The following is a 14,018-nucleotide window of genomic DNA, read 5'->3' as shown; positions in this document are numbered from 1 at the left end:
ATTTGGGATTTTTTATATTGGAATTTTACTTTAATTTATTTTCCTTTTCTTCTTTTGCGTTCTGCTTTAATCATTGATAATTCGCGGCTGGTTTGACCTGCAACTGAAGTATTCTCTTCTGCACGACGAATCAGGTAAGGCATAACGTCTTTTACTGGTCCGAAAGGTAAATATTTTGCAACATTATAGCCGTTCTCTGCTAAATTGTAACTGATATTATCACTCATTCCGTACAACTGTCCAAACCAGATTTTAGTATCGTTTTTCGCAATTCCTTTTTCCTGCATGATTTCCATCAATTTATAAGAACTCAATTCGTTGTGAGTCCCTGCAAAAATGGACATGCTTTCCAAATGCTCTGCCATATAACGTATAGCAGCATCATAATTAATATCTGTAGCTTCTTTAGAAACACAAATTGGGGAAACGTAATTTTTCTCTTCTGCACGTTTGTTTTCTTTCTCCATATAAGCACCACGAACGATCTTCATTCCGATAAAGAAACCTTCATTCTTAGCCACTTCATGCAGTTTTTTCAAATAATCCAAACGATCCCAACGGTACATTTGCAAAGTATTGAAAACAATCGCTTTTTCTTTATTGTATTTACGCATCATGTCGGTAACCAAATCATCGGCTGCATCCTGCATCCAACTTTCTTCTCCGTCAATTAGCAAAGCCACATCTTTTCTGTGAGCTTCAGCACAAACATGATCAAAACGGGCAACTACTCTATCCCACTCCGCTTGTTCTGTTGGAGAAAGCGTTTGTTTCTCTCCTAATTTTTCATATAATTCGAAACGTCCAAAACCGGTTGGCTTAAATACTGCAAACGGAATCGCCAGACGTTCTTTTGCAAATTCAATGGTTTTTAAAGTCATTTCTAAAGCAGCATCAAACTGCTCTTCCTCTTCTTTTCCTTCAACTGAATAATCCAACACTGATGAAACACCTTTAGTAAACATTTTGTCTACCACTGTAATACAATCGTCTTCGTTTACACCACCACAAAAATGGTCAAAAACAGTTGCACGGATCAATCCTTCTACCGGAAGATGCGCTTTAATAGCAAAATTAGTAACAGCGGTTCCTATCCTCACCAAAGGCTGGCTGTCGATCATTTTAAAAAGAAAATAAGCTCTGTCAAGTTCCGTATCACTTTTTAGCGAAAATGCAACCTGAGTGTTATCAAATATTTTTTCCATTAAGGTCAGTTTTTTATGCAAATATAGATAGAGTTTTGAATATTCGTCAATAATCACTACCCTATTTTTCAATATCATTAACAATATTGTTATATTTTTACAGCTTGCAACACAAGAGTTTGCCTCATAACAATCTTTTTGAAAGAAAATTACAGACAAACACCTTAAAACCTTATATAGAATGATTCGTTTTAATACAAATTAGAACAAAACTTTGAATATTATTTAGTTAAAAATGCCTTATTTTGCGGTTTCAATTCAACGACAGAGATATGCAATCTATTCAGGCCAATGATTACCTGGTGCATTTTAACCAAAATGCATACGAAGCTTTAAACCATCACTTAAAAGAAAGTAAATATTCAAACGTGTTTATTATAGTTGATAATCAAACCAATGAGTATTGTTTACCAAAGTTTTTACCTTTATTAGAAACAGATCTGACCATTGAGATCATTGAATTTGAAGCAGGAGAAATCAATAAAAATATTGAAACCTGTATTGAAGTATGGAAAGTCCTGACAGAACTTGGTGCCGACAGAAAATCACTTGTCATTAATCTTGGCGGTGGTGTTGTAACTGATTTGGGAGGCTTTGTCGCTTCGACTTTTAAGCGCGGAGTAGATTTTATCAATATCCCAACTACCTTATTATCTATGGTTGATGCTTCTGTTGGAGGAAAAACCGGAGTAGATTTAGGAAATTTAAAAAACCAAATTGGTGTAATTAACGTACCTCAAATGGTATTAATTGACACACAATATCTTGAAACGCTGCCGCAAAACGAAATGCGTTCCGGTCTTGCTGAAATGCTAAAACACGGATTGATTTACGATTCCGCTTACTGGAAACAGTTTTTAGATTTAAATTCAATTGATTACGCTGATTTTGACGAATTGATTTATCGTTCTGTAGAGATAAAAAATGATATTGTCATTCAGGATCCAACCGAAAAGAACATCCGTAAAGCCCTTAATTTCGGACACACCTTAGGGCATGCCATTGAAGGTTACTTTTTAGAAAGTGAAACAAAAACGACATTATTACACGGTGAAGCCATTGCGATCGGAATGATACTGGAAAGTTATATTTCACTACAGAAAAACTTAATTTCAGCAGCAGAATATACCGAAATTAAAACCGCAATTAAGAGTATTTATGACGATGTAAAAATCGAAGAAAACGACATCGATCCGATCCTCGAATTGCTGATTCACGACAAAAAAAATGAGTATGGCTTAATTCAATTTGCCTTAATCGAAGGAATCGGAAAAATAAAAATTAACCAATCGGTTGAAAATAAATTAATTCTAGACGCGTTTCAGGATTATAAATCTTAAACTTTTTTTAATAAAAAAGCTTTGCTTTAGGTATATATTATTTTTTACATTTGCCACGATGAAAACGAACAGTAAACAAAGACATTTTAACTCTTACAGAAACCGCCTCAACAGTTCTTTATTAAGAATGTTGAACCGTTTTTATAATAGTAAAAGTCCATTTTGTTTTGATGTCTTTTTGTGCTCGAAAGCAGAACACGAAAAGCTGGAAATTATATTTGCTAATATTAGGGTTTGAATTTTAGATTGAATTTTCGTCATCTAAATTAAATATCACATCCTAAATATTAAAAAATAAATGAATACAAAATATTCTGACCTTATCAATCAAACATACTATTTTCCTCAGGAAGAATTCAAATTAAACAAAGACAATCTACAATTTCACAACATCGATTTGATGAAATTGGTAGAACAATACGGAACTCCTCTAAAGTTTACTTATCTGCCTCAGATTTCAGAGAACATTAATAAGGCAAAAGCCTGGTTCAGAAAATCAATGGAGAAAAATAAGTACGACGCAAAGTACTACTACTGTTATTGCACAAAAAGCTCTCATTTTGAATACATTATGAACGAAGCTTTCAAAAATAACATTCACATTGAAACCTCTTCAGCTTTTGACGTAAATATTGTTGAGAATTTATTAGAAAATGGTAAAATCAACAAAAGTACTTATGTAATCTGTAATGGATTTAAAAGAGACGAATACATTAGTAATATCGCAAGATTGATTAATAACGGACATAAAAACACAATTCCGATTATTGACAATTACGAAGAGTTGGATTTACTTCAGGCTGAAATCAAAGGAAAATTCAAAATTGGAATTCGTATTGCTGCCGAAGAAGAGCCTAAATTTGAGTTCTATACTTCAAGATTAGGAATTGGATATAAAAACATCGTTTCGTTCTATAAAAAACAAATTCAGGAGAATGACAAACTGGAATTAAAAATGCTTCACTTTTTCATCAATACCGGAATAAATGATACTTCCTATTATTGGAATGAGTTGGTAAAATGTATTAAAGTATACATTGCCCTTAAAAAGGAATGCCCTACCCTTGACGGATTAAACATTGGAGGCGGTTTCCCGATTAAAAACTCTCTTGCATTCGAATACGATTATCAATATATGATTGATGAAATTATCAATCAGATTAAAATTGCATGTGACGAAGCCGAAGTAGATGTACCCAACATTTTTACAGAATTTGGATCATTTACGGTAGGTGAAAGCGGTGGCGCGATCTATCAGATTTTGTATCAAAAACAACAAAATGACAGAGAGAAATGGAACATGATTGATTCGTCATTCATTACCACTTTGCCGGATACTTGGGCAATAAACAAACGTTTTATCATGTTGGCGGTAAACCGCTGGAATGATACTTACGAGCGGGTTTTATTAGGTGGCCTGACTTGTGATAGTGACGATTATTACAACTCAGAGCAAAATATGAACGCTATTTATTTGCCTAAATACAACAAAGAAAAGCCACTATACATTGGTTTCTTTAATACTGGTGCGTATCAGGAAACTATTGGAGGATATGGCGGTTTACACCACTGTCTGATTCCGCAACCTAAACATATATTAATAGATCGTGACGAAAATGGCATTTTAGCTACAGAAGTTTTCTCTGAACAACAAACTTCTGACGATGTGTTAAAGATTTTAGGATATACTAAAAAGGTTTAAAAAAAATACTGCTAAATAAATGTTAATAAATATAAAATTATTAATTTGCAGTATAAACTAAAAGGTTAAACTTTTAATTCAAAAAAAATAAAAAAACAAGAACAAATGAAAGGACCAATCAGTCAGTTTATTGAAAAACATTATTTACACTTCAACTCTGCCGCTTTAGTAGATGCTGCAAAAGCATACGAACAACAATTGGCTAACGGAGCTAAAATGATGGTAAGTATGGCTGGCGCTATGAGTACAGCAGAAATTGGTAAAATTTTTGCCGAAATTATTAGACAAGATAAAGTACAAATTATTTCTTGTACTGGAGCCAATCTAGAAGAAGATATCATGAATTTAGTAGCACACTCTCACTACGAAAGAGTGCCAAACTATCGTGATTTAACACCGGAAGACGAATGGGCTTTATTGGAAAGAGGATTAAACCGTGTTACTGATACTTGTATTCCTGAGCATGAAGCATTCCGTCGTTTGCAAAAACACATCTACAAAATCTGGAAAGAGGCTGATGATAAAGGAGAACGTTATTTCCCACATGAATTCATGTATAAAATGCTTTTATCAGGCGTTTTAGAAGAATACTACGAAATTGATTTAAAAGACAGCTGGATGTATGCCGCTGCTGAGAAAAATTTACCTATCATAGTTCCGGGATGGGAAGACAGTACAATGGGAAATATCTTTGCTTCCTATGTAATCAAAGGCGATTTAAAAGCCTCTACCATGAAATCAGGAATTGAATACATGACTTTCCTTGCAGATTGGTATCCAAAAAACAGCGCTAACGGAATTGGATTCTTCCAAATTGGTGGTGGTATCGCAGGAGATTTCCCTATTTGCGTAGTACCAATGTTGTATCAGGATATGGAAATGCACGATGTTCCTTTCTGGAGTTATTTCTGTCAAATCTCAGATTCTACAACCAGTTATGGTTCGTACTCGGGAGCAGTTCCGAACGAGAAAATCACCTGGGGAAAACTAGACATCAAAACCCCTAAATTTATTATAGAGTCGGATGCTACAATTGTGGCTCCATTAATTTTTGCTTATTTATTAGATCTATAAGATATATATGAAAAGAGTTATAGTAGACTACGCTAAACTTACCAACGAAATTTTAAACCTTTTGGTAGAAAAATTTCCTGATGGTTATGATGATTCGGATGTAATCCGTTTTAGAAATGCTAAAAACGAATTAGTTGAAGCTGTTGAAGTTCGTACTGAAGATACTATTTATTTGGTAAAAATTAGTACTAAGCTTGCGGACAGAATCGAAAATTATGATGAAGACGATGATATCGACGTAGATGTAGATACAATCGAACCTGTAAAAGGTCTTGATCTTGATGACGATATTGACGACGACGACGATGATGACAATCAGGACAAACCAGATGTTGACAATGGAGATGACGACGATGACGACGAAGACAAAGAAGATATTGCTGACGACGAAGATGATGAAGACGAAGATTAAGCAATCTTTTTCAAGATAATTTAAAGGAACTCTATTGGAGTTCCTTTTTTTATGACTTCAGAAGTCTATTATTTTAAAAAATAAGAAAAATACTATATATTTGCTTTTTACTTTTTCTTCCTAATCAATCAACGCCATGACTTCAGAAATTCTACATGCCAAACTAAAGGAAAATTTCGGATTTGAAAAATTCAGACCCAATCAGGAAACAATAATTATTACGATACTTTCCGGTCAGGACACTTTAGCTATTATGCCAACCGGAGGAGGAAAGTCAATCTGTTTTCAACTACCTGCTTTAGTCTTACCCGGGATCACAATTGTGATCTCTCCACTAATTGCCTTGATGAAAGATCAGGTCGACAGTCTAAAAACAAATGGTATTAATGCCTGCTACATCAACAGCAGTCAATCCAGTCAGGAACAGCAATTTTACATAGACAATTTAAAATCAAACACTTTCAAGCTTGTTTACATCGCACCGGAGAGCTTGTCTTATCTGGACGTTGCTTTCAACGAGTTGACAATCAGTCTAATTGCAATTGACGAAGCGCATTGCATCTCTTCCTGGGGACATGATTTTCGTCCGGCTTATACTAATTTAGGATATTTAAAGAGCCGCTTCCCTTCTACTCCTGTTCTTGCTTTAACCGCTACAGCCGATAAAGCGACCCGAACTGATATTATCAAGCAGCTAAAACTTAGAAATCCAAAAACGTTCGTAGCCTCGTTCGACAGAAAAAATCTAAGCCTCGAAGTACGCCCGGCTTTAGACCGCGTCAAACAAATTGTTGATTTTATTGATAAAAAACCCAATGAATCCGGAATTGTTTATTGCTTAAGCAGAAAAACAACCGAAGAACTTGCAGATAAACTAAAGAAGAATGGAATTACTGCAAAGGCCTATCATGCCGGACTTGACAATAAAATCCGAGCTAAAACTCAGGATGATTTTATAAACGATGATTGTCAGGTGGTTTGTGCCACAATTGCCTTTGGTATGGGAATCGATAAATCTAATGTTCGATGGGTTATACATTACAATTTACCCAAAAATATTGAAGGTTATTATCAGGAAATCGGACGTGCGGGTCGGGATGGGTTACCAGCCGAAACCGTAATGTTCGAAAGTTACGCCGATGTAATACAATTACAAAAATTTGCCTCCGAAGGATTAAACTCTGATGTGCAATTGGCAAAATTAGAAAGAATGAAACAATACGCGGATGCTTTAAGCTGCCGTCGAAAAATTCTGCTTTCGTATTTCGGTGAACTGGTAAAAGAAAATTGTGGTAACTGTGACATCTGCAAAAATCCGCCCACCTTTTTTGATGGAACTATTTTAGCGCAAAAAGCCCTGTCTGCAATCGCCCGTTTAAAAGAATCTGAGCCGTTAGCTGTAATTGTTGATTTTTTAAGAGGCTCGAGAAACGCGTATATCTACGAAAAAAATTATCAAAGTCTAAAGACGTACGGAATTGGATCCGACATTTCCTGGTACGACTGGAATCAATACTTAATTCAGTTGATCAACTTAGGATATCTTGAAATTGCCTTCCATCAGCACAATAAAATTTTACTAACGTCTTTTGCGAAAAAAGTTTTGTTTGAAGGAGAAAAAGTAAAACTAAATACAGTCGTTAAAAAGGTAATCGATAAAAATGAAGTAAAAGAAGCCAATACAAAAACGGCTAAAAATTCTCTTTTTGAAACGCTACGAAAACTACGCTACGAAATTGCTCAGGAAGAAGAAGTTCCGGCTTACGTAATTTTTAGTGATGCCGCTTTGAGACAAATGGAAACCTTACGACCAATGACTGATGAAGAGTTCCTTGCTATCGATGGTGTCGGAAATGCAAAACTCGAAAGATATGGTGCTGAATTTATAAAGGCTATCATTCAATTTCACAAGGCAAAAAAGACAAACACAAAAGTTAAAAAAGAAAGCAACACGTATAAGACTACTTTAGAACTTTTTAGAAATGGCGAAACTGTCACGGAAATTGCAGGAAAAAGAAATTTAGGCTATACCACAATTATATCTCACTTAGCCAAACTATATCTTGACGGTGAGGAAATCGATTTAAGTTCTTTTGTAACAAATGAAGAAGTCAAACAATTGCACAAAGCTCAAATCGAACTGGAGTACCCCTCCGCTCTAAAACCCTACTTTGATTATTTTGAAGAGAAAATGAGTTATGACAAAATTCGCTTGGGACTTGCAATTGTGGAACGAAACAAGTAAAACACATTATTTTGTCATTTCGACCGAAGAGAGAAATCACACTAGAAACTCGGCACAGAATGTCTTCAATCTTTATCGAATCCTGCATATGATTTGCCTCGCCTGTTCGTTATCAGTCGAAATGGCACAAGCAAAAAAAATCCGTGAATTGCTTCGCCTGTTCGCTATCGCTTGAGTCGTGGCGGTAAAAATTCATTCCTCCCTTTAATGCAAAAAATAAAAAATCCTGTAAAGTTAAACGCTACAGGATTTTTTATATCAAAACAAAATCTACAAATAACGTTCTTCAAAAACTTTCTGATGGTGTTTTTGATGTCCGATAATTACAAACCCCAGAGCACGTACCGAAATCTGAAGATTAGAAGCTGTACCAATTCTCTTAAGCTGCTCTTCTGACAAACTCTTAAAAAACAACAAATTAGAATGTCTTAAAGCGGAGAGTTCCGTTAATAAACTCTGGATACTTCTGCTATTTGAATCTGTACTAATCGCATAGTCATTCTCTTCAAAACTTGGCAAAGCCGTTTTATCATTTCGCGAGAATCGCAAAGCGCGGTAAGCAAAAATTCTCTCACAATCCATAATGTGTTGGATAATGTCTTTTATTGTCCATTTTCCTTCTGCATAACGATAATCAAATTTATCCATCGGGATATTTTGCACAAATTTGATAAATTCATGCAATGAAATTTCCAGTTCTTCAAATAAATTTACCTCTCCGGCTTCTTTGATGTAATTAGCAAATCCGCCAGAATATTCATTTTCTGTTAATAAAGCTGTGTTCATTTTTTATAATTTTTAAGCTGAGTTTCTACTCGCATTTGTATTTCCGAAAAGTGACCTTGTTACTATTTTTTCATACACTTTGACCAATTCTTCATCTACCACACTTTCCTTATTCAATTCGTTAATTCTCAACAAAGCATACTGCTGTATTGTCAACAACGGCAACACAATACGCTCCCTTATCTGAATCGATGCTATACCATCAGGGTAATTTTCCATAAGTGTTTTATGCCCTGCAATTTTAAGCAAAAGGCGTTTGGTTTCTGAAAATTCGTCGTAGATAATTTGCCAGAATTCACCAAACTCAGGGTCATTTTTCATATAAGCAGTTAGCGGTAAAAATGATTTCGCCAATGACATCATACTATTCTCCAGCAGTGTTTTGAAAAATAAGGAATCATGATACAAATTTTGAACTTTGTCCCACTGTCCACTTTCTTCAAAATATTTCAAAGCTGAACCAACCCCAAAAAATCCCGGTACATTTTGCTTCAACTGACTCCAGGATCCTACAAAAGGAATCGCTCTCAAATCAGCAAAATCAAGTGATTCTGATTTACTTCTTTTAGATGGTCGGCTTCCTATATTGGTTTTTGAGTAATATTTTAGCGTACTCATTTTCTCCAAATACGGAATAAACTTAGGGTGATTCTTGAAACTCAGGTATTTTTCATATCCTAAATCAGCCAATTGTGTCAAAATTTCAGTCTCTTCAACACTTAGTTCATTCTTTTCTTTACTAAAAACCTGATTGGTAACTCCGGCACTTAATAAATTCTCAATATTATAACGACAGGAATCTAAAGTTCCAAAATTTGAACTAATGGTTTGTCCCTGAATTGTAATTTGAATTTCGTTATTCTCTATTTTTGGTCCTAAAGAAGCATAAAATTTATGTGTTTTTCCACCGCCACGAGCAGGAGGCCCGCCACGACCATCAAAGAATATTGCTTGTATACCGTATTTTCTTGAAATTTCTGTCAATGAAATTTTTGCCTGATAAATACTCCAGTTCGCCATTAAATACCCTCCATCTTTAGTTCCGTCAGAGAAACCTAACATAATGGTCTGCTTGTTACCTCTGGCTTCCAGATGTTTAGAATACTCTGAATTAGTATACAATTGCTCCATAATCTGATGTGCATTTTGTAAATCATCAACGGATTCAAAAAGCGGAATAATATCTACCGTCGGATTCTCCCAATTGTTCAGACGAATCATTGCAAAAGTTTCCATAACATTCAAAGCGCTTTCGTTATTACTGATAATGTAACGATTGGCTCCAGATTCACCATTTGCTTGCTGTATGGTTTTAATGGTCTGAACAGATTCTAATGTAGATCTTGTAATTTCATTTTCAAAATCAGCAGAATTTAAGTCTCCTTTTACTTTCGACAAAACCCCTAATTTCTCCTCTTCAGACAAATCAAAGTAATTTTTCGGAAATATCTCTGAGCCCGAATTCAGATAAAAATCCACCACATCTTTGAATACAGCATTGTGAATTTTACTGTTCTGACGAATATCTAAGGTCGCAAAGTGAAAACCAAATAGATTAATTTTCACTAAAAAAGCTTCCAGTTCATCTAAATAAAGGGATTGATGCTTCTCTATAATTATGGTTCTAATTTTGTTTAATTGTGTCAATAATTCTTCCAGAGTAATATAAATCTCGCCTTTAGAATAAAAAACAGAACGGTAAAGCTTATGTTCAAGTTCAGAAACCAAAGTATCTACTCCTGAGAAAGTTAACTTTCTTTTTAAACTTCTCATTTCTATATAATAACACTTCAGAATTGAGGTACGCAAACGCTCTGCTACTTTTAAAGTAATATCGGTCGTAACAAAAGGATTTCCGTCGCGATCACCTCCCGGCCAAAAACCCAATTTTATCAATTGATTCTGAATAGAACTCCCCTGAAGGATATTTTTTTGCAAGTAGTGAACGATTTCCCCTGAGGTAGCGTAGAACACATTTTCTAAATACCAGATCAAACTCACCGCTTCATCATAGGGATTTGGCTTTTCGTTCTGAATAAAAGGTGTTTTTCCAAGCTGCGCCAGCAATTGTTTGATTTTTAATAAATCATTTGAACGAATAGCATCTTTCAAATCATTTATAATCCCTAAAACAGGCCCTGGATAAAACTGTGTTGGATGTGCTGTTAAAACAGTTCTGACATTAAAGTTTTCTAAAAACTCAATCAACTCCTCATTCTTCTCCTTTGCATCCGATTTTTCTTTAATGTCACGCAACGAACCACGCCCTTCCATATTATTAACTTCCGGAAAAGCAGCATCTTCAATGGCATCAAACAATACAATCTGACGTTCGATATACTGAATAAATCGAAACATTAAATCGATTTTGTCTTTTTCTGAAGCATCATTGAGGAATTTATTAGAGAAGAAATTAACAATCTCTTTAGGAGTTTCCTGCTTTTTAAATCCCGTCTCACAAGTATCTGTAAATAAAGGAAGTAAAACCCCTGTGTTGTCAATCGAATCAAAAGGTAATGTTATAAATACACTATTGTAAATATGGTATTTTGAAAGAACGTCCTGATTGAAACGTTCGATTTTTGGTAACGTGTACATAATTTATGGGTAGTTGGTTGGTTAATTGGTCATAAAAAAACCCCAAGAATAAACTTGAGGTTATATTTAGATATAGCATTCAAGAAAATATTACATATTTTTAAAAATAGTATGCATCAAACGCTTCTTATCGTTTATACTTTCTTCTAATGAAATCATAGTTTCTGTTCTGTAAACACCGTCAATATCATCAATCATAAAGATAACTTCTTTCGCGTGCTTAGTATCTTTTGCTCTAATTTTGCAAAAAATATTGAATTTTCCTGTCGTTACAGAAGCTACTGTTACGAACGGAATCTGATTGATTCGCTCTAATACAAATTTAGTTTGAGACGTATTATTAAGGAACACACCCACATAAGCAATAAATGAATACCCTAACTTATCATAGTCTAAGGCTAATGAAGATCCCATTATTATCCCTGCGTCCTCCATCTTTTTTACTCTAACATGCACTGTACCAGCAGATATCAATAGTTTTTTAGCAATGTCAGTAAACGGAACTCTCGTATTGTCTATTAACATATCTAAAATCTGGTGATCTACTTCATCTAAACGAAATTTACTCATAATTCTTTAATTAATATTACTAATTGCTATTACAAAGTATAAAAATATATATAAAAAACAACAAATTCACAAAAAATCTAACTTTTTATCAACCCGTTAACAAATTTAACATTTTTATCTAAACAAAAATCTGCTTTTTGATTCAATTTCGGAAAACTACCAAAGTCATCAGAATAATTAGCACCTTTTGCATCGTATTCATAATGTCCAAAATAATTTTCCAAATCGCCTACTTCAACTATGTAAGCATTGAAATGAATCTTATTTTCAATCAATTCCTCTTTGTATTGTGCGACAAAATTCGTAATAATTTCGATACCATCATAATTTATTTTGATATTTTTCCACATAAAATCATAAAAAACCACTTTATTTTGTGAAATATTCAAATAATCATTAATTCTATTATCAACTAAATCGTTTTCGCTAATCAGTTGAAAACTCGAAACAAGTGAGAAGAATAAAAACTTTCGCGTGATTTCACGCTCGTAATCATCAGGAAAATGACCCGCCTCAAACAAGATTGTCGGGACTCCCAAATGCTGAAATGTATCTCCTATACAATTGATATTAAATGAGTCATCAAAACGTCCGACCTGCCCGGGGATATATTGCTGTAAAACATCATTGATTCCGGCAATTACATTAATAGCCTTTAAACGGTTCTCATTAACTTCTCTCTCCTCATTATACGAAGGAGCCAAAAACGATAGCGTTGCTGGTTTTCCGGTTTCACCAGCCCCAAAAATAGTACGCTGATCATGCAGGTTAAAACAGAAATGCGGTTTAAAAGCTTCAAATACCGATCTTAAAATATTGCTTTCCGGCTGTGTGAGATTTTGCGAATCACGATTTAAATCTACTTTATTGGCGTTCTCACGCGTATACAATCTTGCTCCGTCAGGATTTAGCATTGGAATACTGTAAAAAGTAAAGTTTTTTAGCATCTTCTCTGCAAATTCAGAACCGCTGTTTAGCACATTTATAAAATCAAATAGTGCTTTTGTAGTGGTACTTTCGTTTCCGTGCATTTGAGACCAAAGATAAATACGTGTTGGACCGCTCCCAATTTGATAACTATAAATGGGTTCTCCTAAAACCGATTTACCAATAATCTCTACTTGATTGTTTGTATTTAATTGCTCTAATAACGGCTGAATATGATCTAAAGTCAGATAACGCCCTTCTATAGTTCGTTCTTTATACTGGTGAAATAATTCTTCTAAATTCATCTTATTTTGATTAGTTTACAAAAGTAAACATCTTTATTTTTACAATTGTAAATGATTTGTAAACAAATTAATTTAGAATTGTAAACAGTTTTCACCCTGTTTCTAAAGCGACTTTCTTGTCATCAATAAATATTAGCCATAACTATAATTTTTAAAATTCAATTATTTACTTTTCAATAAATTAACCACAACAACTTAAAGTAATAAATACACTATTTCAAGACTTAATTGAAGATTTTCAACTCTTAAATTGTTTTGCGTACTGCTTTTGATTACATTTGTAAACAACGAATTTCTAAACAGTAATTTACAATGGTAAACATCGACGATTTTGTAAAACGGCTTGAAATTATACTAGATTATTACAGCTTAAATGCTTCTTCTTTCGCAGATCGAATCGGAGTTCAGCGTTCCAGTATGTCTCACCTGCTTTCCGGCAGAAACAAACCCAGCTTAGATTTTGTACTCAAGATTTTGGAGGTTTTTCCTGAAATCGATTTGTACTGGATTTTAAATGGTACAGGAAATTTTCCAAAAACAGAAGACAATGCCGATCTAAAAAAAAATGAATCGGTGTCAGAATTTACAAAATCCCATTCCCCTATTCCATTAGACGAAAATTCTGCTTCAGGAAATTCTTTATCAGAAAATACAAAAACGAAAAATGCATCCTCTGCAGAAATTAAAAATCAAAATTTGAATGCCGCAGAAAATGAAATCGAAAAAATAGTAGTATTTTATAAAAACGGAACTTTTAAGACTTACGTTCCCTAGTTTGATTTTTTTGAGTATTTAAAAAACTTTAAAATTATTTTTCATTTAAGCGATTCTCGCGCAATGGAATTTTCAGTAAA

At 34.1% G+C, this 14,018-nt stretch carries 11 protein-coding genes; 6 read left to right on the top strand and 5 right to left on the bottom strand.

Annotated features, from left to right (window positions below):
* Nucleotides 1–35 precede the first annotated feature (35 nt).
* The gene (locus C245_RS0120750; protein WP_017498538.1) at nt 36–1,205 is read right to left on the bottom strand and encodes a proline dehydrogenase family protein; all 1,170 of its coding nucleotides are present in this window, start codon (nt 1,203–1,205) and stop codon (nt 36–38) included.
* A 272-nt stretch (nt 1,206–1,477) separates the two neighbouring features.
* Between C245_RS0120750 and aroB the strand changes: the two genes are divergently transcribed.
* The 5 genes from aroB (at nt 1,478) to recQ (ending at nt 7,978) form a co-directional block, all read left to right on the top strand.
* Nucleotides 1,478–2,545 (top strand): 3-dehydroquinate synthase, encoded by a 1,068-nt coding sequence (gene aroB, locus C245_RS0120745; RefSeq protein WP_017498537.1) that lies wholly within the window; start codon nt 1,478–1,480, stop codon nt 2,543–2,545.
* A gap of 298 nt (nt 2,546–2,843) precedes the next feature.
* Complete coding sequence (locus tag C245_RS0120740; RefSeq protein ID WP_017498536.1) at nt 2,844–4,247, top strand: decarboxylase; 1,404 nt, start codon at nt 2,844–2,846, stop codon at nt 4,245–4,247.
* 105 nt (nt 4,248–4,352) lie between these two features.
* Nucleotides 4,353–5,321: a deoxyhypusine synthase family protein gene (locus C245_RS0120735; RefSeq protein ID WP_017498535.1), complete on the top strand. Its 969-nt coding sequence runs from the start codon at nt 4,353–4,355 to the stop codon at nt 5,319–5,321.
* Nucleotides 5,322–5,328: 7 nt separating this feature from the next.
* Nucleotides 5,329–5,733, top strand: coding sequence for a hypothetical protein (locus tag C245_RS0120730; protein ID WP_017498534.1), 405 nt, complete (start codon nt 5,329–5,331; stop codon nt 5,731–5,733).
* Between the two features lie 136 nt (nt 5,734–5,869).
* The gene (gene recQ / locus C245_RS0120725) at nt 5,870–7,978 is read left to right on the top strand and encodes a DNA helicase RecQ (RefSeq protein ID WP_017498533.1); all 2,109 of its coding nucleotides are present in this window, start codon (nt 5,870–5,872) and stop codon (nt 7,976–7,978) included.
* A 270-nt stretch (nt 7,979–8,248) separates the two neighbouring features.
* On the opposite strand, the gene C245_RS0120720 is transcribed toward recQ, so the two are convergent.
* From C245_RS0120720 to C245_RS0120705, 4 genes are all read right to left on the bottom strand, one after another.
* Nucleotides 8,249–8,764 (bottom strand): DinB family protein, encoded by a 516-nt coding sequence (locus C245_RS0120720; RefSeq protein WP_017498532.1) that lies wholly within the window; start codon nt 8,762–8,764, stop codon nt 8,249–8,251.
* A 12-nt stretch (nt 8,765–8,776) separates the two neighbouring features.
* Nucleotides 8,777–11,362, bottom strand: a complete 2,586-nt coding sequence (locus C245_RS0120715; protein ID WP_017498531.1) for a phosphoenolpyruvate carboxylase — start codon at nt 11,360–11,362, stop codon at nt 8,777–8,779.
* A 90-nt stretch (nt 11,363–11,452) separates the two neighbouring features.
* Nucleotides 11,453–11,932, bottom strand: coding sequence for an Lrp/AsnC family transcriptional regulator (locus tag C245_RS0120710; RefSeq protein WP_008468989.1), 480 nt, complete (start codon nt 11,930–11,932; stop codon nt 11,453–11,455).
* A 77-nt stretch (nt 11,933–12,009) separates the two neighbouring features.
* Nucleotides 12,010–13,164, bottom strand: a complete 1,155-nt coding sequence (locus C245_RS0120705; RefSeq protein ID WP_017498530.1) for a M14 metallopeptidase family protein — start codon at nt 13,162–13,164, stop codon at nt 12,010–12,012.
* A gap of 312 nt (nt 13,165–13,476) precedes the next feature.
* Here C245_RS0120705 and C245_RS0120700 point away from each other — a divergent pair, with 312 nt between their 5' ends.
* Nucleotides 13,477–13,938 (top strand): helix-turn-helix transcriptional regulator, encoded by a 462-nt coding sequence (locus tag C245_RS0120700; protein WP_017498529.1) that lies wholly within the window; start codon nt 13,477–13,479, stop codon nt 13,936–13,938.
* Nucleotides 13,939–14,018: the final 80 nt, after the last annotated feature.

Origin of the sequence: Flavobacterium sp. WG21 (assembly GCF_000335775.1) — a bacterium.
Taxonomy (GTDB): domain Bacteria; phylum Bacteroidota; class Bacteroidia; order Flavobacteriales; family Flavobacteriaceae; genus Flavobacterium; species Flavobacterium tructae.
Note: the sequence above shows the minus strand (reverse complement) of the source record. Positions and strands in the feature narration are given on the sequence as shown.

Coding starts and splice junctions, on each gene's coding strand:
- C245_RS0120750 (WP_017498538.1), bottom strand. CDS start 1,205: ATGGAAAAAATATTTGATAACACTCAGGTTGCATTTTCGCTAAAAAGT.
- aroB (WP_017498537.1), top strand. CDS start 1,478: ATGCAATCTATTCAGGCCAATGATTACCTGGTGCATTTTAACCAAAAT.
- C245_RS0120740 (WP_017498536.1), top strand. CDS start 2,844: ATGAATACAAAATATTCTGACCTTATCAATCAAACATACTATTTTCCT.
- C245_RS0120735 (WP_017498535.1), top strand. CDS start 4,353: ATGAAAGGACCAATCAGTCAGTTTATTGAAAAACATTATTTACACTTC.
- C245_RS0120730 (WP_017498534.1), top strand. CDS start 5,329: ATGAAAAGAGTTATAGTAGACTACGCTAAACTTACCAACGAAATTTTA.
- recQ (WP_017498533.1), top strand. CDS start 5,870: ATGACTTCAGAAATTCTACATGCCAAACTAAAGGAAAATTTCGGATTT.
- C245_RS0120720 (WP_017498532.1), bottom strand. CDS start 8,764: ATGAACACAGCTTTATTAACAGAAAATGAATATTCTGGCGGATTTGCT.
- C245_RS0120715 (WP_017498531.1), bottom strand. CDS start 11,362: ATGTACACGTTACCAAAAATCGAACGTTTCAATCAGGACGTTCTTTCA.
- C245_RS0120710 (WP_008468989.1), bottom strand. CDS start 11,932: ATGAGTAAATTTCGTTTAGATGAAGTAGATCACCAGATTTTAGATATG.
- C245_RS0120705 (WP_017498530.1), bottom strand. CDS start 13,164: ATGAATTTAGAAGAATTATTTCACCAGTATAAAGAACGAACTATAGAA.
- C245_RS0120700 (WP_017498529.1), top strand. CDS start 13,477: ATGGTAAACATCGACGATTTTGTAAAACGGCTTGAAATTATACTAGAT.